The sequence below is a fragment of the Micromonospora sp. S-DT3-3-22 genome, assembly GCF_015354745.1.
Classification (GTDB): Bacteria; Actinomycetota; Actinomycetes; order Mycobacteriales; family Micromonosporaceae; genus Micromonospora; species Micromonospora wenchangensis.
This window is the reverse complement of record NZ_JACGMO010000001.1, coordinates 101,416-120,504: the sequence shown is the minus strand read 5'-3', so window position 1 is coordinate 120,504 and position 19,089 is coordinate 101,416. Positions and strand designations below refer to the sequence as shown.

The following is a 19,089-nucleotide window of genomic DNA, read 5'->3' as shown; positions in this document are numbered from 1 at the left end:
GAGACTGCCGTCAGGAGATGCCGAGCTCGTTCTCCAGCACGTCGAACAGTTCCTCGTCGGTGGCGGACTCGTAGTCGTGCGGGGTGTCGTCGTCGGGGCGGCCGGTGCGGTCCTGCCAGCCGCGCAGCACCGCCTCCAGCCGGGCGGTCAGCCGGGCGTGTTCCTCACCGGGCACCTCGGCCAGGGCCTTCTCCAGCCGGTCGAGGTCGGCGAGCACCGCACCGGCCGGGTCGGCGTCGGGCACCACCAGGTCGGCCTTGAGCGCGCGGGCCAGGGCGGTGGGTTCGGGGTGGTCGAAGACGAGCGTGGCGGGCAGCCGCAGCCCGGTGACGGTGCTGAGCACGTTGCGGAACTCGACGGCGGCGAGGGAGTCGAACCCGAGGTCCTTGAACGCGCGGCCGGGTTCCACCGACGCCGGGCCGGGGAAGCCCAGCACGGCGGCGGCGTGCGTGCGGACCAGGTCGAGCAGCAGGGTGTCCCGGTCGGCGTCGGAGAGCCCGGCGAGGCGCTGCGCCAGCGGCGGGCCGTCGACGGCCGCACCCGCACCGGCGGCGGTCGGGCGGGCGGGGGTACGGACCAGACCGCGCAGCACGGCGGGCAGCGCGTCGGTGCGCCGCCGCAACGCGTCCAGGTCCAGGCGCACCGGTAGGGTCGTGGCCCGCCCGGCGGCGACGGCCGCGTCGAACAACGCCAGCCCCTCGTCGGTACTCATCGCGGGCATTCCGAGCCGGCGCATCCGGTGCAGGTCGGCGTCGTCGAGGTGACCGCCCATCCCGGTGCCGGTGGCCCAGAGGCCGTAGGCCAGCGAGGTGGCGGGCAGCCCGTCGGCGCGGCGGCGTTGGGCGAGCGCGTCGAGGAAGAGGTTCGCGGCGGCGTAGTTGCCCTGCCCGGCCCCGGCCACCCAGCCCGCCGACGAGGAGAACAGCACGAAGGCGGTCAGGTCGTGGTCGCGGGTGAGGTCGTGCAGGTGCCAGGCGGCGTCCACCTTGGGCCGCAGCACCCGGTGCAGTTGCTCGGGGGTGAGGGCGTCGACCAGCGCGTTCTCGGCGGTGCCGGCGGCGTGCACCACCGCGCCGACCCGGTGGTCGGCGAGCAGGGCGGCGACCGCGTCCCGGTCGGCGACGTCGCAGGCGGCGACCGTCACGTCCGCGCCGACGGCGGTGAGGTCCGCGACCAGGTCCGCCGCGCCGGGGGTGGCGGCGCCGCTGCGCCCGGTCAGCAGCAGCCGGCGTACGCCGTGTCGGGTGACCAGGTGCCGGGCGACGAGGCTGCCCAGCCCGCCGAGCCCACCGGTGATCAGGACGGTGCGGTCGGTGGGCCAGCCACCGTCGGCGGGCGCGTCGACGGTCACCCGGGCCAGCCGTGGCACCAGCAGCCTGCCGCCGCGGACGGCCACCTCGGGTTCGCCGGTGGCCAGTGCCGCCGCCAGGTGACCGGTGCCGCTGTCGTCGCTGTCGACCAGGACGAACCGGCCCGGGTGTTCGGCCTCGGCCGCCCGGACCAGCCCCCACAGGGCCGCTGCGGCGGGGTCGACCGGGGTGTCGCCGGCACCGACGGCGGTGCGGGTGAGCAGGACCAGCGTGCTGTGGGCGCACCCCGGGTGGGTGAGCCAGCGGCGCAGCAGCCCCAGCAGGCGGGCGGTCGCCTCGTGTACGGCGGCCGGCGGGGTGCCGGGCGGGTCGAGGGTGACCACGACGGTGTCGGGCACCTCCTCGGGCAGCTCCGCGTCGACGTCGAGCAGGGTCCAGCCGTCGGTGGGGGCGTCCGGGGCGGAGACCGGCTGCCAGTCCACCTCGTACAGGTGGCGGTGCTGGCTGCGGGCGGCGGCGTCGAGCGCGTCGGCGGCGACCGGGCGGACGACCAACTGGTCGATGGTCGCGACCGGGTTGCCGTGGCCGTCGGCGACGGTGACGGCCAGCTTGTCGCCGGTGGCCGGGGAGATCCGGATGCGCAGGGCGGCGGCGTGTGCGGCGTGCAGGGTGACCCCACGCCAGGAGAACGGCAGCGGGGTGTCGCCCGCGCCCTCGTCGACCAGGTTGGCGTGCAGGGCGGCGTCGAGCAGCGCCGGGTGCAGCAGGAACCGGGACGCGTCGGCGGCGGCCACCTCCGGCAGCGCCGCCTCGGCCCAGACCTCGGCGGCGTCGCCGTCGCCACGCCGCCACACCGCGCGCAGCCCCTGGAACACCGGCCCGTAGCCGTAGCCGTGGTCGCGCAGCCGGTCGTAGAGGCCGTCGAGGTCGACGGCTTCGGCACCGGCGGGCGGCCACTCGGTGAGGTCGGCGGCGGCCGGGTCGGCCCCCGCCTGCCGGACCAGGACCCCCTCGGCGTGCGGGGTCCAGTCGGTGTCGTCGGCCGCGTCGTCGGCCCGGCTCCAGATGCCGAGCGTACGTGCGCCGCTCTCGTCGGCGGCGTCGACGGTCACCCGCAGGGCCAGGCCGCCGTCGGCCGGCAGCACCAGCGGCGCGCTGATGGTCAACTCGTCGAGCACGGGACAGCCGACCTGGTCGCCCGCGCGCAGGGCGAGTTCGACCAGTCCGGTGCCGGGGACGAGGACGGTGTCGAACACCGCGTGGTCGGCGAGCCACGGCTGGGCGGTGCGGGAGAGCCGGCCGGTGAGCACCACGCCACCGCTGCCGGGCAGGTCGACGACCGCACCGAGCATCGGGTGTCCGGCGGGTAGCTGGCCGAGTCCGGTGGTGTCACCGACCCCGGGAGGCACGTCGAGCCAGTACCGCCGGTGCTGGAAGGCGTAGGTGGGCAGGTCGACCTGCCGGCCGCCCGGGTTGACGGCCGCCCAGTCGAGCGTGATCCCGCTGATCCACGCCTGCGCCATCCCGGCCGCGTACGCCTGCACCTGGCCGTCGTCGTGCGGCTGCGCCGTACCTGTCTGTTCGCGCTTGCGTCGCTGGAGGGCGATGGCGGTGGCGTCCTCCACGCAGTCGGCCACCATCGCGGTCAGCACACTGTCCGGCCCGATCTCCACGAACCGGGTCACACCCCGCGCCGCGAGAGCGGCCACCGCGTCGGCGAACCACACCGTGCCCCGCACCTGACCCTGCCAGTACCCGACCGAACCGAGCTCGTCATCGCCGACCAGGTCACCGGTCGCAGTCGACACCAACGGGATACCCGCCGGGTTCGCGGTCACCCCGTCGACGACCCGCCCGTAGCCGGCCAGCATCGGGTCCATCAGATGCGAGTGGAACGCATGCGACACCCGCAGCCTGCGCGTCTTCACCTCAAGACGGCACTCCAGCGCGGCAATCTGCTCCTCCGTGCCGGACACCACCACCGCCCGGGGACCGTTCACCGCCGCCACGTCCACGTCGCCCAGGTCCAGCTCATCGAGAGGCGCGGCGATGGCCAACATCGCCCCACCCGCCGGAAGCGCCTGCATCAGACCACCCCGCGCCGCCACCACCCGGCACGCGTCCTCCAACGACCACACCCCGGCCACGTGCGCCGCAGCCAACTCACCGATCGAATGACCGGCAACGAAGTCCGGCTTCAGACCCCACGACTCCGCCAACCGGAACAGGGCCACCTCTACCGCGAACAACGCCGGCTGCGTCCACCCCGTCTGATCCAGGACACCATCCGGATCGGCGAACATCACCTCCCGCAGATCACCCTCCAACAACGGCCCGAACGCCGCACACACCTCGTCGAGGGCGGCAGCGAACACCGGGAACGCCGCCGCCAACTCACGACCCATCCCGACCCGCTGCGCACCCTGACCCGTGAACAACACCGCCGTACGCCCCGCGACCGTCCGACCCGACAGGCCACCACCGGCAGCCAGGGCCTCCAGGCCCGCAGACAGCTCGGCGGTCTCCCGGCCGACCGCCACGCCGCGGAACTCCAACCCGGCCCGGCCGACGCCCAGCGAGAACCCGACGTCCACCGGACGCTCGTCGGTCAGGAAGGCGCCCAGCCGGGTCGCCTGTCCGGCCAGCGCGTCCGCCGACCGGGCCGACAGTGGCCAGAGCAGCACCGACGGCTCGATGGCGGGCGTCGGTGCGGTGCCGTCGTCCGGCTCGACGGCCTCGACCGGTGGGGCCTGCTCCAGCACCACGTGGGCGTTGGTGCCGCTGAGCCCGAACGAGGACACGGCCGCCCGGCGGGGTCGCCCGGTCTCCGGCCAGGCGACCGGGTCGGTGAGCAACCGGACGTCGCCGGCCGTCCAGTCGACGTGGGGGGTGGGCCGGTCGATGTGCAGGGTGCGGGGCAGCATGCCGTGCTGCATCGCCAACACCATCTTGATCACTCCGGCGGCCCCGGCCGCAGCCTGGGTGTGCCCGATGTTCGACTTCACCGAGCCCAGCCAGAGCGGCTGCGCCCGGTCCCGGCCATAGGTGGCGAGGATCGCCTGCGCCTCGATCGGGTCACCGAGCCGGGTGCCGGTGCCGTGCGCCTCGACGACGTCCACCTGGTCGGCGGTGAGCCGCGCATTGGCCAGGGCGTCGGCGATGACCCGGCGTTGCGACGGGCCGTTGGGGGCGGTGAGCCCGCTGCTCGCGCCGTCCTGATTGACCGCGCTGCCACGGACCACGGCCAGTACCCGGTGCCCGAGACGCTGGGCGTCGCTGAGCCGCTCGACCAGCAGCACCCCGACGCCCTCGGCCCAGCCGGTGCCGTCGGCGGCGGCGGCGAACGGCTTGCACCGGCCGTCGGCGGCCAGCCCCCGCTGCCGGCTGAAGTCGACGAAGGTCTCCGGGGTGGCCATCACCGTCACACCACCGGCCAACGCCATGGTGCACTCCTCGCGGCGCAGCGCCTGGATCGCCAGGTGCAGGGCGACCAGCGACGACGAGCAGGCGGTGTCCACGGTGATCGCCGGGCCTTCGAGACCCAGCACGTAGGCGACCCGGCCGGTGAAGATGCTGCCGGTGTTGCCGTTGCCGATGAAGCCCTCCAACTCGGCGGGGATCACCGGCAGCCGGCTCGAATAGTCGAGGTACATCAGCCCGGCGAACACCCCGGTACGGCTGCCACGCGCCGACGTCGGGTCGATGCCGGCCGATTCGAACGCCTCCCAGGACGCCTCCAGCAACAGCCGCTGCTGCGGGTCCATGGCGAGCGCCTCGCGGGGAGAAATGCCGAAGAATTCGGCATCGAAAAGTGCGGCGTCGGAAAGGAACCCACCAGTCCGCGCGTACGTCTTGCCGGCCTTGGAATCGTCGGGGTCGTAGATTTCCTCGACGTTCCAGCCCCGGTCGTCGGGGAAGTCGGAGACGGCGTCGGTCCCGTCGGCGAGGAGTTGCCACAGCGCCGAAGGACCATCCACACCACCCGGGAAGCGGCAGCTCATACCGACGATGGCGATCGGGTCGTACTCCCGCCGCTCGGCTTGGCGCAACTGCCGGCGGGCCTCACGCAGATCGGTGGTGGCCCGCTTCAGATACCCGAGAAGCTTCTCCTCGTTCTCCATCTACGTCTCCCGCCACTAGCCCCAGCCGGGCAGACCCGGGCCAATATCGGCACACGGGTCGGCGCGGCGGCAATTGTCGAAACAGAGAGCTTCTTCAGGCATTCTTGGTTGTTCGCGATGACCCTACGGCCGCCCGGCGCAGCTCTAACCCCCTACCGCCCCCAGAGCGCCCCCTAGCCCGCGACGCCGCTACCTCGACCCCTCGGGCGTCGCCGGTCGGGCACCCCGGTGGGGGCTGGGGTTGCGGGCCGGCCGGCTGACCGGGGCACGACGACGGACGGCCCCCCGGCGGGTGCCGGGGGGCCGTCCGTCGCGGTGCTACCGTCGGGCCGTGGTCAGAAGCGGGACCACTTCTGGCTGGCGACGCCGAGGCAGTCCCACAGGTGCAGCTTGCCGCCGTTGTTGGGGTTCTGGTCGCGGACGTCGACGCACCGGTTGGCGCTGAGGTTGACCAGGTCCCCGGCACCGTTGAGGGTGAACCGTTGGGCCGGGTTGCCGTTGCAGGTGACCAGGTTGACCTCGGTGCCGTTGGTGGTGCCGGCCCAGGCCGGGTCCATGCACTTGCCCATCGCGCGGACGGTGCCGTCGGTGGCGAAGGTCCACGCCTGGGCGGCGGTGGTGTTGCAGTCCCAGATCTGGAGTTTCGCGCCGTCGACCGGGTTGGCGCTGGGAATGTCGATGCACCGGCCGCTCTGCGCGCCGCGCAGCCGGGTGGTGCCGGGCTGCGGGTTGCCGCCGCCGGGCACGTAGCTGGAGACCCGGACGTAGTCCACGAGCATCTGCTGGGGGAACTGGGTGGAGCCGTCGGGGTATCCGGGCCAGTTGCCGCCCACCGCCACGTTGAGGATCATGAAGAACGGGTGGTCGTAGACCCAGCGGTTGCCGCCGAGCCGGGACGGGTCGACGCGGTGGTACTCGACGCCGTCGAGGTACCAGACGATCAGGTTGGGCTCCCAGTCCACCCGGTAGGTGTGGAAGCCGTCGGCGAGGGGTTGGCCGATGGTACGGCTGCCGGTGATGCCGCCCCCGCCGGAGTAGCCGGGGCCGTGCACGGTGCCGTAGACGGTGTTGGGTTCCCGGCCGATGTTCTCCATGATGTCGATCTCACCGGCGGCGGGCCAGCCGGCGCTGCCCATGTCGTTGCCGAGCATCCAGAACGCCGGCCAGATGCCCTGACCCCGGGGGATCTTGATCCGGGCCTCGAACCGGCCGTACGCCTGGGTGAAGGTGGCGGCGGTGAGCAGCCGCGCCGAGGTGTACTCGCACCGGCCGTAGTGGCACTGGTAGTTGGCCGGGTTCTCCTTGCGGGCGGTGATGACCAGGTTGCCCTGTCCGTCGTGGACGGCGTTGCTGGTGCTGTTGGTGTAGTACTGCCGTTCGTTGTTGCCCCAGCCGCCGCCGCCGATGTCGAAGCGCCATCGGTTCTGGTCGACGGGGGTGCCGGCGGCGGCGTTGAACTCGTCCTGCCAGGTGATGCCGCCGATGGCGGCCGAGGCGGGCTCGGCCTGGGCGGGCAGGACGAGGGCGGCGGCGAGGGTGACGAGGGCGACCGCCGCGCGGGCGAGGGATCGGGGCCGGGGGACGGCTCGGGCTCCGGGCACGGGAGGCTCCTTGGGGCGACATCGGGGGCGGGGAGCACGCCGGGGAGAGCGCTCTCCACGAAGGATGTCGATATCCGGCCTTTCTGTCAAGAATGTTGCCAGTTAGCTCGCCCTGCTCAGGGCTCCGCCGACCAGCCAGTAAGAGGAAGACTACGCTCTGTGATCAGGGTCGTTGCGCGCCAGCCGGCTCGGAGGTCTCCTGCGGGGCGCCCGGCCGGGACCGGCCAAAGGGCGGGGCGGGCGGGACGCGGTGCGGACCGCCCGCCGGCGCCCGGACCGATCAGCGGTGCAGCCCGCGCCAGGAGGGATTGCTGCCGCGCCAGGCGTCGGCCAGGATGACCGCCGCCGCCCGGCTCGGGCACTGCTGCACGCGGGAGCGACCCGACGCCCCGCCGATCTGCGCCTGGACCTCCCAGGCCTCCCCGTCGGTACGGATGTAGACGTCCCGCCGCCCGCGTGGGCTCGGGTCACCGTTCCACCAGTGCTCCTCGACCATCATTCACCGACCGTATAGCAACTCGGCCGTGGAACGTGAGTCACGAATTCGTCGAGGCCCGCCACCGCCACCGCCCGGTCATCCCTGCCGGGGCGTGAGCAGGTAGTCGTCGGCCTCCGCGCTCCAGGCCAAGGCGACCTCACCGGCAGTGGCGGCGGCCTTACCGAACTGGAGGAAACTGCGGTAGCCGAGCTTCTTCTCGCTGAATTCGGGGCGGGCCCGGCGGAGCTGGTTCTTGAGTCCGGAGAGCGCCACCGGGCCACCCGCCGCGGCCAGTTCCGCCACCACCGTACGCAGTAGCGCGAAAGCCACCTCCTGGTCGCCGTGCTCGGGCAGGGACACCTCCGGGTCGCCCTTGGCCGGCCCCTCGGCCAGCTCGACGACGTTGTGCCCGGCGAGGTGGCGCAGCAGTTCACCGAAGGTGCGGAACCCGTAGTCGGACTCGCTGAACGTGGGGTCCTTGCGCAGCAGGGTGCGCTTGAGCCGGGAGGCGGTCACCTCCCCCTCCGAGCTGCCCTGGAGGCCGGCGACGGTCTGGGCGACCAGCACGGCGAGCGCCTCGGCGTCGCGTACCGGCTCCTCGGCGGCCGGCGGAGACTCCGGCTGCTCCGGTGTCGGCTCCACCGCCGTCGGCTCCGGCTGCTGCGGTTCGGCCGACCGGGCCGGGCGACCGCGACGGCCCCGTACGGGCGGGAGGTCGACGCCCTCCAGCCGGTCGTAGTAGAGGAACTCGTCGCAGGCGGGCGGGAGCAGCGCCGAGGTGGACTTCTCCACCCCGACCCCGATCACCCGCTTGTTGAGTTCGCGCAGCTTGTGCACCAACGGGGTGAAGTCGCTGTCCCCGGTGCAGATGACGAAGGTGGAGATGTAGCCGCGCTCGAAGGCCAGCTCCACCGCGTCGACGGCCATCTTGATGTCGGCGGCGTTCTTGCGGGACGCCCCCATCCGCTGCGGGATCTCGATCAGCTCGACGTGCGAGCGGGTGAGCATCCGACGGTCCTCGTCGAAGTACGACCAGTCCGCGTACGCCCGGCGGACCACCACCCGCCCCCGCTCGGCGAGGGCGTCGGCGATCGGACGGAAGTCGAACGCCCGCCCACCATGGTGTTCCCGGGCCCCCAGGGCAAGGTTCTCGTAGTCGAGAAAGAGCGCGATTCGATCCTCGTGATCCACCGCAACACCCTAATCCCGCACCCCTCCCCCACCACCCCGCCACGTCGCACCACCCGCTAAAACCCCGCCAAACCTCCACCGAATCCCCACCGAAACCCCGGTGATCAAGAGGAAAAGGTCAGCCGGGAGGCCGGTTCCTGACGTATTTCTCTTGATCACCGAGGGCTTGCGGCGGGGAACGCGGGACGGAGGGAGGTCAAGGGTGGGGGTCAGGGGGTGCGGTTCTCGGCCAGGGCCTTGATGCCGTCGAGCACCGACTCGATGTGGGAGCGGAGCTGGCCGAGCCTCGACTCGACGATCTGCTCCTCGTGCTCGGGGGCCTGGTCGATCACGAGGCTGAGCCCGGACCGGCCCGGACCGACCCGTACCGTCTGCCGCAGCCGGGTGCCGGCCCCCTCCGGTTCCAGCTCGAACCGCCAGGTGGCCGCCGGCGACGACACGTCGGCCCGGCCGGCGCCGTCCGGGCCGGCGAACATGCCGTCCACGTCCGTGACGACCCACCCGAAGACCCGCTCCTGGTCCAGTTCGGTGACGTAGGAGGCGGTGCGCCACTCCCCGATGCGCGGGTGGCTGTTGTACCCGAGGAAGCTGGCCCCCTTGGCCAGTTCGTCGGCACCGTCGAACCACTCGACCCGCTGCAACTCGGGACTCAACCGGGCCGGCAGGTGAATGTCGGTCACCAGTTCCCAGACCCGGGACGGAATTGCCTCGACGTAGACCTCGTAGGTCACGCCCGGCCCATCGGCATAACGCAAAGTCGCCACCTTCGCTCAGATCCGGCGTGCCGGATCACCCCACAATGCGATCGACGATAATGCATGTCGACAAGGGACCGTAGGGCTGCCCGGTCCTCACCGGTCCGGTCCGGCCGCGGGCGGCGTGGCCATCTTGTGGTTCTGCCCCGGGATGCGGAAGTGGTGGAAGCTGACCGTGGCGCTGACCTCCAACGCCTGCACCCAGTGCCACCAGCCCACCGGCACGAACAGCAGCTGCCCCGGCTCCAGCACGACGTCGAGCACCGTCGCCTCGGCGTACCGGGGGTGCCGGGTGAGATCCGGGTCCGCCGCGTCGACCGCGCTGAACGTGCCGCCGCGCGGATAGACCAGGTGCCGCTCGTACGAGGGGACCAGCCGGACGTGCTTACGGCCGAGCACCTGACCGAGCAGCACCGAACTGTTGTCCACGTGCAGCGGGGTCACCGTGCCGGCCGGCCCGAGCAGCAGGTGACCGAGCCCGGACGGGTCCACGATCCCCTCCGGGGCGCGGATGTCGGCGGTGAGCGGGCGCAGCGCGCCGGACCAGTTCTCGTTGCGCGGCACCATGTAGTAGTCGTTGGTCCGCCGGTCCGAGGCGAGCAGCGCCAGGTACTCGCGGAACGGCATGCTGGTGCGGTGGCGGTCGTACTGCCAGGCGTGGTCCGGGTTGGCGTCCCGGCCGGTCATCACCTCGACCACGGCGTCGCCGCAGGCCGCCGCCAGGCCGGAAAGCGTCCAGCCGAGGGCGGGCCAGTCGGCCATCAGGCCGTCCAGCACGACCGGCCGGTTGCCGAAGTAGTAGCGGGAGAAGAACTCCCCCGGGTCGAGGTCCGCGCGCCGCTCCAGCGTCCGCCCGCCGTCGCTGTCGCGCAGCGACCGGTACGTGTCGAGCACCGACTCCAGCCAGTCGTAGCGCAGCGCCAGCCGGCGGCACACCGCGAAGTACGGGTGGTCGGCCAGGTCCCGCAGCTCGGCGTCGACGGCCTGCGGGTCGGCGGACCCGGCGACGGCGACGGCCCGCGCCTGCTCCACCGACGCGCCCATGGCGAGGTTCTCGACCAGCCACTCCCGCCAGGCGGGGTCGAGCCGGGGCGGGACGACGGTGGTCATGCCCCGGCCGCCGGCACGAGGGTGAGCCGGGGCGGACGGACCGCCTCCTGGCAGGTCGGGTACGAGTTCTTCACGTGCTCGGGGAAGTGCTCGGCGGCCGGCGGCGGGGTGAGCCGCAGCTCCCGGGTGTACTCCTGGCAGTTGACGTAGGAGTTCTTCACGTGGGCCGGGATGTGGTCCGGGGGCGGGGTGAGCCGCGCCTCGCGGGCGTACTGGTCGCAGTTGACGTAGGAACCCTTGACGTGGGCGGGGAAGTGGTCCGGCAGCTCGGTCATGGGGCCAGTCAACGGGCCCCGGCGTCCCGGCCACCAGGGGCCGGTGTCCCGGCCGCCCGGGACGTTCCCGCAGGTCATGGGTAGACTCCCGGCCGGAAACGATCATCGGAAGGGCCATGACGAAGAGCTACGAGGTGCCGCTGCTGGTGCTGACCGCGGCGACCGGGGCGGTCGACGGGGTCAGCTATCTCGCCCTGGACCGGGTCTTCACCGGCAACATGACCGGCAACGTGCTCTTCATCGGGTTCGGGCTGGCCGGGGTGTCCGGCCTGCCGGTGCTCAACAACCTGGTGGCGTTGCTGACGTTCATGCTCGGCGCGGTGCTCGCCGCCCGGCTGACCCGGGGCGCGTCGGGGCCGGCGGCGCTGCCCGCCGCCGGGCTGGCCATCCTGGTCGGTGGCAGTGTGCTGAGCCTCGCCCTGGCCGGGTTCTGGCTCGCCACCGGCCCACCGGCGCACGGGGTGATGCTTGCCGTCACCGGCCTGCTCGCCCTGGTGCTCGGCGCGCAGGCCGCAGCGGTCAAGCACATCGGCATCCGGGACCTCTCCACGGTGGTGGTGACCATGACCATGGTGAACCTCTCCACCGACAGCCGGGCCGCCGGCGGTCCGGGCACGGCCTGGCTCCGCCGGTTCGGGGCGATCACCACGATGGGCCTGGGCGCGTTCGTCTCGGCGGTGCTGACGTTGCGGGTGAACGGGGCGGTGGCGCTGGTCGTGGCCGGCGCGTTGTTGACCCTCGGCACGGCGCTGATCGCGGTGGTCCGCCACCGCGAGGTCGCCGCCGCGGCGGCGGCGGACGCCTGACCCCGGCGGGTCGCCGCCTCCGCCGCACCGCCACGCGCCGACCGGTCGGCCGTCGGCAACCCGGCCCGCCCCGCAGCCGACCAGCCCGCTCCTCGGCCGGCGGCCCGCCGCATTCCCACCTGCCGAGCCGCCGGGCCGTCGGCGGGGTTCAGCCCGGCGGGCTGAGTCCCGCCACGGCCATCCGGAACAGCCGGTCCGCCCGGACGGCGGGGTCGGGGTGGTGCTCGGTGGCCAGGACGATGCCGACGATCAGCGTGATCAGGTCCCCGACGGTGACGTCCGCCGCGAACGCGCCGTCCTGGACGGCGCGGCGCAGCAGTGGGGACGCCGCCTCCTCCAACGTCGCCGAGCAGCTGTTCTCGTGCACCGGATCGGCCGGCGCGCCGTCGTAGGCCAACGCGGCGGCCAGCCCCCGGGCGGCGACGGAGTAGGTGACGACGTCACCGAGCCACTCCAGGAGCGCCGCCCGGCTGTCGCCCCGGCCGGTCAACTCCCCGGCCCGGACCCGCAGGGCCTCGATCCGTTCCCGGGAGACCGCTTCCAGCAGGGCCCGGCGGGTGGGGAAGTGCCGGCGCACGGTCGCCGAGCCGACTCCCGCGGTGCGGGCGATCTGCTCCAGGGACGCGCCGGCACCGTGCTCCGCCACCTCCCGCTCGGCCACGACGAGGATGCGCGCGTAGTTGCGCCGGGCGTCGGCGCGCTGGCCATCGGGCATGACGTCCTCTCCGAGCTTGATAAGTGGCGGGGCCCGCCGTATCGTACCCGACAGAAAACGGCGGGCCCCGCCGTTTAATCGGAGGAGTGTCATGTCCACAGCCACCGCCCCCGTCCTGGTCACCGGCGCCACCGGCCGGCAGGGCGGGGCCACCGTCCGCGCCCTGCGCGCGGCCGGGGTTCCCGTCCGCGCACTGGTCCGCGACCCGGCCACCGACCGCGCCCGCGCCGTCGCCGCACTCGGTGTCGAACTGGTCACCGGCGATCTGCTCGACCGGGGATCGGTGGTCCGGGCCGCCGAGGGTGCCCGCGCCGTCTTCTCCGTGCAGATGCCCCCGCTGGGCGCGACGGGCTTCGACTTCGCCGGCGAGGTGACCCAGGGCGTCAACCTGGTGGAGGGCGCGCGGGCGGCCGGCGTGCCGCAGTTCGTGCACACCTCCGTCACCGGTGCCGGTCAACACGTCGAGGCGGCCGGCTGGGCCGAGGGGCGCTGGGCCTCGATGGCACCCACCCTGGACGCCAAGAGCGCGATCCAGGACCGGGTGCGCACCGCCGGCTTCCGGCACTGGACGCTGCTCAAGCCGGGCTTCTTCATGGACAACTTCCTGCCGTCCATGGCCTTCCTGTTTCCGCGTGGCGTCGAGGGCGGGCTGGTCAGCGTCCTGCGCCCGGAGACCCGGCTGTCGTTGGTCGCGACGGACGACATCGGACGGGCGGCCACCGCCGCCATCACCGACCCGGAGCGCTTCGACCGGATCGAACTGGAACTGGCCAGCGACCACCTGTCGATGACCGAGATCGCCGAGGTGCTCTCCCGGGCGCTGGGCGTCCGACTGTCCGCGCCGCAGATGACCGAGCGGGAGGCCCTCGCCGCCGGCATGCCCGCGATGGGTGCCACCCACGAGTGGATGAACGCGGTCCCCCAGCCGGCCCGCCCGCGGTACGCGCGGGAACTCGGCCTCCCACTCACCAGCTTCAGCGACTGGGCGCGGGAGCACTTCCGCGCGGACGCCTGACCCCGCGACCTGCGGCGGGTGCCGCAGCACCCGCCGGCACGGTCGGGAAGACCAAAAACTTTTGTGGGGTTCCTACAACTGTCACCGCTCAGGGTTCGGTGATTACGACATGGCGCTACCGCCCGGCACCCGGAAGGGTGATCGCTGTCGGGGGTCGATGCCTTGCGGCGCGTACTCGTGGATCTACCGGAGGAGTCGGTCGGGTGTTCAGCCGTGTCGCCATCGTCAACCGGGGTGAGGCCGCGATGCGCCTCATTCACGCGGTCCGAGAGCTGGCCGCGCAGACCGACACTCCCATCGAGACGGTGGCCCTCTATACCGACGTCGACCGCACCGCGACCTTCGTCCGCGAGGCCGACATCGCCTACGACCTGGGTCCGGCGTCCGCCCGGCCGTACCTCGACCTGAAGCGGCTGGAACACGCCCTGGTCGAGACCGGGGCCGACGCGGCGTGGGTCGGGTGGGGTTTCGTCGCCGAGGACCCGGCCTTCGCGGAGCTGTGCGAGAAGATCGGCATCACCTTCGTCGGGCCGAGCCCGGACGCGATGCGCAAGCTCGGCGACAAGATCGGCGCGAAGCTGATCGCCGAGGAGGTCGGCGTGCCGGTCGCGCCGTGGAGCCGGGGCGCGGTGGAGACCCTGGAGGCCGCGATCGCCGCCGCCGCCGAGATCGGCTACCCGCTGATGCTCAAGGCGACCGCCGGCGGTGGCGGGCGGGGCATCCGCGTGGTCACCAGCGACGCCGAACTGGCCGACGCCTACCAGCGCACCAGCCAGGAGGCGGCCCGCGCCTTCGGCAGCGGGATCGTGTTCCTGGAGCGCCTGGTCACCGGCGCCCGGCACGTCGAGGTGCAGGTGATCGCGGACGGTCAGGGCACCGCCTGGGCGCTCGGCGTACGGGACTGCTCGGTGCAGCGGCGCAACCAGAAGGTCATCGAGGAGTCGGCCTCGCCGGTGCTCGGCCCGGAGCAGACGGCCGAACTCAAGTCCTCGGCCGAGCGGCTGGCCGTCGCGGTCGGCTACCGGGGTGCCGCGACCGTCGAGTTCCTCTACCACCCGGGTGACCGGCTGTTCGCCTTCCTGGAGGTCAACACCCGACTCCAGGTGGAGCACCCGATCACCGAGCTGACCACCGGGTTCGACCTGGTCAAGGCGCAGTTGCACGTCGCGGCGGGCGGCCGGCTCGACGGTGTGCCGCCGGTGGAGCGCGGGCACGCCATCGAGGCCCGGCTCAACGCCGAGGACCCGGACCGCGACTTCGCCCCCGCCCCGGGCCGGATCGCCCGGCTGGACCTGCCCGCCGGGCCGGGCATCCGGGTCGACACCGGGGTCAGCGAGGGCGACACCATCCCCGCCGACTTCGACTCGATGATCGCGAAGATCATCGCGTACGGGCGGGACCGGGACGAGGCGCTCGGCCGGCTGCGCCGGGCGATGGCCGAGACCACGGTGATCATCGAGGGTGGCGCCACGAACAAGAGCTTCGTGCTCGACCTGCTCGACCAGCCCGAGGTGATCGACGCCAGCGCCGACACCGGCTGGATCGACCGGGTACGCGCCGAAGGCCGGCTCGTGTCGCACCGGCACTCCGCCGTCGCGCTCGCCGCCGCCGCGATCGAGGCGTACGAGGAGCAGGAGCGCGCCGAGCAGCAGCGGCTGCTGTCCACGGCGTTCGGTGGACGCCCGCAGGTGCAGCACGCCAGCGGCCGGCCGCTGGACCTCAAGCTGCGCGGCGTGGGCTACCGGATGCGGGTGGCCCGGGTCGGCGCGCACCGGTTCCGGGTCGGCATCGAGGCCGGCGGCGACGTGCACACCGCCGACGTCGAGCTGGACCGGTTCGACAGGCACACCGGGCAGATCGCCGTCAACGGCGCGCGGTACCGGCTGCTCACCGGCACCCACGGCGCGATCCACCTGGTCGAGGTGGACGGCGTGACCCACCGGGTCGGCCGCGACGAGGGCGGCGTGGTCCGTTCGCCGATGCCCGCGCTGGTCGTCGCCACCCCGGTGGAGGTGGGCGCCGAGGTCGAGGCGGGCGCACCGGTGCTGGTGCTGGAGGCGATGAAGATGGAGACGGTGCTGCGGGCACCGTTCCGGGCCCGGCTCAAGGAGTGTGGCGTCTCCGTCGGCAGCCAGGTGGAGGCCGGCGCGGCGCTGCTGCGGCTGGAGCCGCTCGCCGACGACGCCGACGACGCCCCGGGTACCGACGACGTCGCACCGGTCACCCTGGACCTGCCCGCCGCGCCCGACCAGGCCCCGGCGGTCGAGCGGTCCCGGCGCGGCCAGGAGGACCTCCGTGGCCTGCTGCTCGGCTTCGACGTGGACCCGCACGACGACGGCCGGGTGCTCGACGAGTACCTCGCCGCGCGGCGGGCCGCCATCGAGGACGGCCACCGCCTGCTGGCCGAGGAGATCGATCTCGTCGACGTGTTCGCCGACCTCGCCGAGCTCAGCCGCAACCGGCTGACCGGGGAGGACGTCAGCGGCGACAACCACGTCCCCAGCGCCCGCGAGTACTTCCACACCTACCTGCAGAGCCTCGACGTCGAGCGGGCCGGGCTGCCGGCGCCCTTCCAGGACAAGCTGGCCAAGGCGCTCGGCCACTACGGCGTCACCGAACTGGACCGCTCCCCGGCCCTCGAAGCCGCCGTGTTCCGGATCTTCCTGGCCCAGCAGCGGGCGTCCGCCGACGCCACGGTCATCGCGACGTTGCTGCGCTCCTGGCTGCGTGAGCCGCCGCCGGACGCGGTGCTGCGCGAGCCCGCCGGCCTCGCGTTGGAGCGGCTGGTGGCGGCGACGCAGGTGCGTTTCCCGGTCGTCGCCGACCTGGCGCGCGGGGTGGTGTTCGCCTGGTTCGCCCAGCCGCTGCTGCTGCGCAACCGCGCCCGGCTGTACGCCTCCGTCCGCCGGCACCTGCGTCACCTGGACGCGCACCCGGATTCGGCGGACCGCGCCGAGCGGGTCGCGGAGATGGTCCGCAGCACCGAACCCCTGGTCCGGGTGCTCGGCCAGCGGCTCGTGCGGGACCACCTCGACAACGCGGTGATGCTGGAGGTGCTGACCCGGCGGTACTACGGCAACAAGGGCCTGGCCGACGTCCGGACCCGCCGGGTGGCGGACTGCACGTTCGTGGTGGCCGAACGGGCCGACTCCAGCCTGCTCTCCGCCGCCGTACGGTTCGACGCGCTGGGCGACGCGCTGCGTGGGCTCGCCGAGCTGGCCGGGGACGGCTCCGCCGTCGACGCCGACATCTACCTCGGCTGGGAGAACCAGCCGGAGGACTTCGACGCGATGGCCGCCGCGCTGCTGGAGGTCGTCAACGCGCACCCGCTGCCGGCCCAGGTCCGCCGGCTCACCACCACCGTCGCCGGGCGCGGCGGCGCGGTGATGCACCACCACTTCACGTTCCGCCCGTCGAGCACGGGGATGAGCGAGGAGCGGCTGATCCGGGGTCTGCACCCGTACATCGCGCAGCGGATGCAGTTGGAGCGGCTGCGTAAGTTCGACCTGACCCGGCTGCCGTCGTCGGACGAGGAGGTCTACCTCTTCCAGGCCGTCGCACGGGAGAACCAGTCCGACGAGCGGCTCGTCGCGTTCGCCCAGGTGCGTGACCTGACCGCGCTGCGGGAGCACGACGGTCGGCTGGTCGCCCTGCCCACCGCCGAGGACATCGTCGCCACCTGCCTGGACTCGATCCGCCGGGCGCAGACCCGTCGCCCGTCCAAGACCCGCTTCAACACCAACCGGATCGTCATCTACGTCTGGCCGCCGAGCGACCTGACCCGCGAGGAGATGGAGATGATCGCCGGGCGGGTCCGCCCGACGACCGTCGGCGCGGGGCTGGAGGAGATCCTGTTCATCGCCCGGCAGCGCGACCGCCGGACCGGCGAGCTGAACAAGATCGCGGTACGGATCTCGTTCGACGCCACCGGCGGGGCCGAGCTGACCATGGGTGAGCCGCCGGTCGACCCGGTCGAGCCGCTCGACGACTACCGGCTGAAGGTGCTGCGGGCCAGCAGCCGCAACACGGTCTACCCGTACGAGCTGACCGGGCTGCTCGGCCAGTTCGTCGAGCACGACCTCGACGGCGACCACGCGCTGGTGCCGGTGGACCGGCCCCGGGGGCGCAACACGGCGGCGATCGTCGCGGGCGTGGTCACCACGCCGACCCCGAGGCACCCGCAGGGCGTCACCCGGGTGGTGCTGCTGGGCGACCCGACCAAGTCGCTCGGTGCGCTCTCCGAGGCCGAGTGCCGCCGGGTGACCGCCGCCCTGGACCTCGCCGAGCGGCTCCAGGTGCCGCTGGAGTGGTACGCCCTGTCGGCCGGGGCGCGGATCTCGATGACGTCGGGCACCGAGAACATGGACTGGGTGGCGGCGGCGCTCAAGCGGATCGTCGAGTTCACCCAGGACGGCGGCGAGATCAACATCGTGGTCGCGGGGATCAACGTGGGCGCCCAGCCGTACTGGAACGCCGAGGCGACGATGCTCATGCACACCCGGGGCATCCTGGTGATGACGCCGGAGGCCGCGATGGTGCTCACCGGCAAGCAGTCGCTGGACTTCTCCGGTGGGGTGTCCGCCGAGGACAACTTCGGCATCGGCGGCTACGACCGGGTGATGGGCCCGAACGGGCAGGCGCAGTACTGGGCGCCGAACCTGACGGCGGCCCGGGACGTGCTGATGTCGTACTACGACCACACGTACGTCGCGCCCGGGGAGAGCGAGCCGCGCCGGGCGACCACCGCCGACCCGGTCGACCGGGACGTCACCACCTTCCCGCACACCGTGGCGGGCAGCGACTTCACCACCGTCGGCGAGATCTTCTCCGCCACCGCCAACCCGGACCGCAAGAAGCCGTTCGACATCCGTACGGTGATGCGGGCGCTGTCCGACCAGGACCACCCGGTGCTGGAGCGGTGGGCGGGCATGGCCGACGCGGAGACCGCGGTGGTGCAGGACGTCCACCTCGGCGGCATCCCGGTCTGCCTGCTCGGCATCGAGTCCCGGTCGGTGCCCCGGCGGGGCTTCCCGCCCACCGACGGCCCGGACACCTACACCGCGGGCACCCTGTTCCCGCGCTCGTCCAAGAAGGCCGCGCGGGCGATCAACGCGGCCAGCGGCAACCGGCCGCTGGTGGTGCTGGCCAACCTGTCGGGCTTCGACGGCTCGCCCGAGTCGATGCGCAAGCTGCAACTGGAGTACGGGGCCGAGATCGGCCGGGCGATCGTCAACTTCCGTGGACCGATCGTGTTCTGCGTGATCTCCCGCTACCACGGCGGGGCGTTCGTGGTCTTCTCCAAGGCGCTGAACCCGAACATGACGGTGCTGGCGCTGGAGGGTTCGTTCGCCTCGGTGCTCGGCGGCGCCCCGGCGGCGGCGGTGGTGTTCTCCGGTGACGTCAATGCCCGTACCGCAGCCGACCTGCGGGTACGCGACCTGGAGTCGCGGGTCGCGGCGGCCACCGGCACCGAGCGGGCCGCGCTCACCGCCGAACTCGACGAGACCCGCGCGGCGGTCCGCGCGGAGAAGCTCGGCGAGGTGGCGGCGGAGTTCGACCGGGTGCACAACATCCAGCGGGCGGTGGAGGTCGGCTCGGTCGACGCGGTGATCCGGGCCGCCGACCTGCGCCCCCGCATCATCGAGGCGATCGAGTCCCGACTGGGCTGACGCCCACCGGCCGGGACCCACCGGGTCCCGGCCGGCCAGGCGG

At 73.0% G+C, this 19,089-nt stretch carries 11 protein-coding genes; 3 read left to right on the top strand and 8 right to left on the bottom strand.

The genetic code is table 11. The annotated features are described in order from the left end of the window. Positions 1 to 10 precede the first annotated feature (10 nt). From H1A17_RS00515 to H1A17_RS00485, 7 genes are all read right to left on the bottom strand, one after another. Entirely contained in the window at positions 11 to 5,431 is a 5,421-nt protein-coding gene (locus tag H1A17_RS00515; RefSeq protein ID WP_194820715.1) for a type I polyketide synthase, read from the bottom strand. Between the two features lie 335 nt (positions 5,432 to 5,766). Next, the gene (locus tag H1A17_RS00510; protein ID WP_145918673.1) at positions 5,767 to 7,032 is read right to left on the bottom strand and encodes a glycoside hydrolase family 16 protein; all 1,266 of its coding nucleotides are present in this window, start codon (positions 7,030 to 7,032) and stop codon (positions 5,767 to 5,769) included. A 280-nt stretch (positions 7,033 to 7,312) separates the two neighbouring features. Beyond that, complete coding sequence (locus tag H1A17_RS00505; protein ID WP_088642133.1) at positions 7,313 to 7,531, bottom strand: hypothetical protein; 219 nt, start codon at positions 7,529 to 7,531, stop codon at positions 7,313 to 7,315. A gap of 75 nt (positions 7,532 to 7,606) precedes the next feature. Next, positions 7,607 to 8,701, bottom strand: a complete 1,095-nt coding sequence (locus H1A17_RS00500) for an NYN domain-containing protein (protein WP_145918672.1) — start codon at positions 8,699 to 8,701, stop codon at positions 7,607 to 7,609. A 209-nt stretch (positions 8,702 to 8,910) separates the two neighbouring features. Next, positions 8,911 to 9,456, bottom strand: coding sequence for an SRPBCC family protein (locus H1A17_RS00495; protein ID WP_145918671.1), 546 nt, complete (start codon positions 9,454 to 9,456; stop codon positions 8,911 to 8,913). Between the two features lie 96 nt (positions 9,457 to 9,552). Then, positions 9,553 to 10,566: a cupin-like domain-containing protein gene (locus tag H1A17_RS00490; RefSeq protein WP_145918670.1), complete on the bottom strand. Its 1,014-nt coding sequence runs from the start codon at positions 10,564 to 10,566 to the stop codon at positions 9,553 to 9,555. Next, positions 10,563 to 10,841 carry a hypothetical protein gene (locus H1A17_RS00485; RefSeq protein ID WP_145918669.1) on the bottom strand — a complete coding sequence of 93 codons (279 nt, stop codon included), beginning with the start codon at positions 10,839 to 10,841 and terminating at the stop codon, positions 10,563 to 10,565. Before H1A17_RS00485 ends, H1A17_RS00490 begins: the two co-directional genes overlap by 4 nt. A 116-nt stretch (positions 10,842 to 10,957) precedes the next feature. Between H1A17_RS00485 and H1A17_RS00480 the strand changes: the two genes are divergently transcribed. Continuing rightward, the gene (locus H1A17_RS00480) at positions 10,958 to 11,647 is read left to right on the top strand and encodes a YoaK family protein (RefSeq protein WP_145918668.1); all 690 of its coding nucleotides are present in this window, start codon (positions 10,958 to 10,960) and stop codon (positions 11,645 to 11,647) included. 148 nt (positions 11,648 to 11,795) lie between these two features. Here H1A17_RS00480 and H1A17_RS00475 read toward each other — a convergent pair whose 3' ends face one another. Beyond that, positions 11,796 to 12,362 carry a TetR/AcrR family transcriptional regulator gene (locus tag H1A17_RS00475; protein ID WP_145918667.1) on the bottom strand — a complete coding sequence of 189 codons (567 nt, stop codon included), beginning with the start codon at positions 12,360 to 12,362 and terminating at the stop codon, positions 11,796 to 11,798. Between the two features lie 91 nt (positions 12,363 to 12,453). Between H1A17_RS00475 and H1A17_RS00470 the strand changes: the two genes are divergently transcribed. Next, positions 12,454 to 13,377 carry an NmrA/HSCARG family protein gene (locus H1A17_RS00470; protein ID WP_145918666.1) on the top strand — a complete coding sequence of 308 codons (924 nt, stop codon included), beginning with the start codon at positions 12,454 to 12,456 and terminating at the stop codon, positions 13,375 to 13,377. A 203-nt stretch (positions 13,378 to 13,580) separates the two neighbouring features. Next, a complete protein-coding gene (locus tag H1A17_RS00465; RefSeq protein ID WP_194820714.1) occupies positions 13,581 to 19,046 on the top strand; it encodes a carboxyl transferase domain-containing protein in 5,466 nt (1,821 codons plus the stop codon). Positions 19,047 to 19,089: the final 43 nt, after the last annotated feature.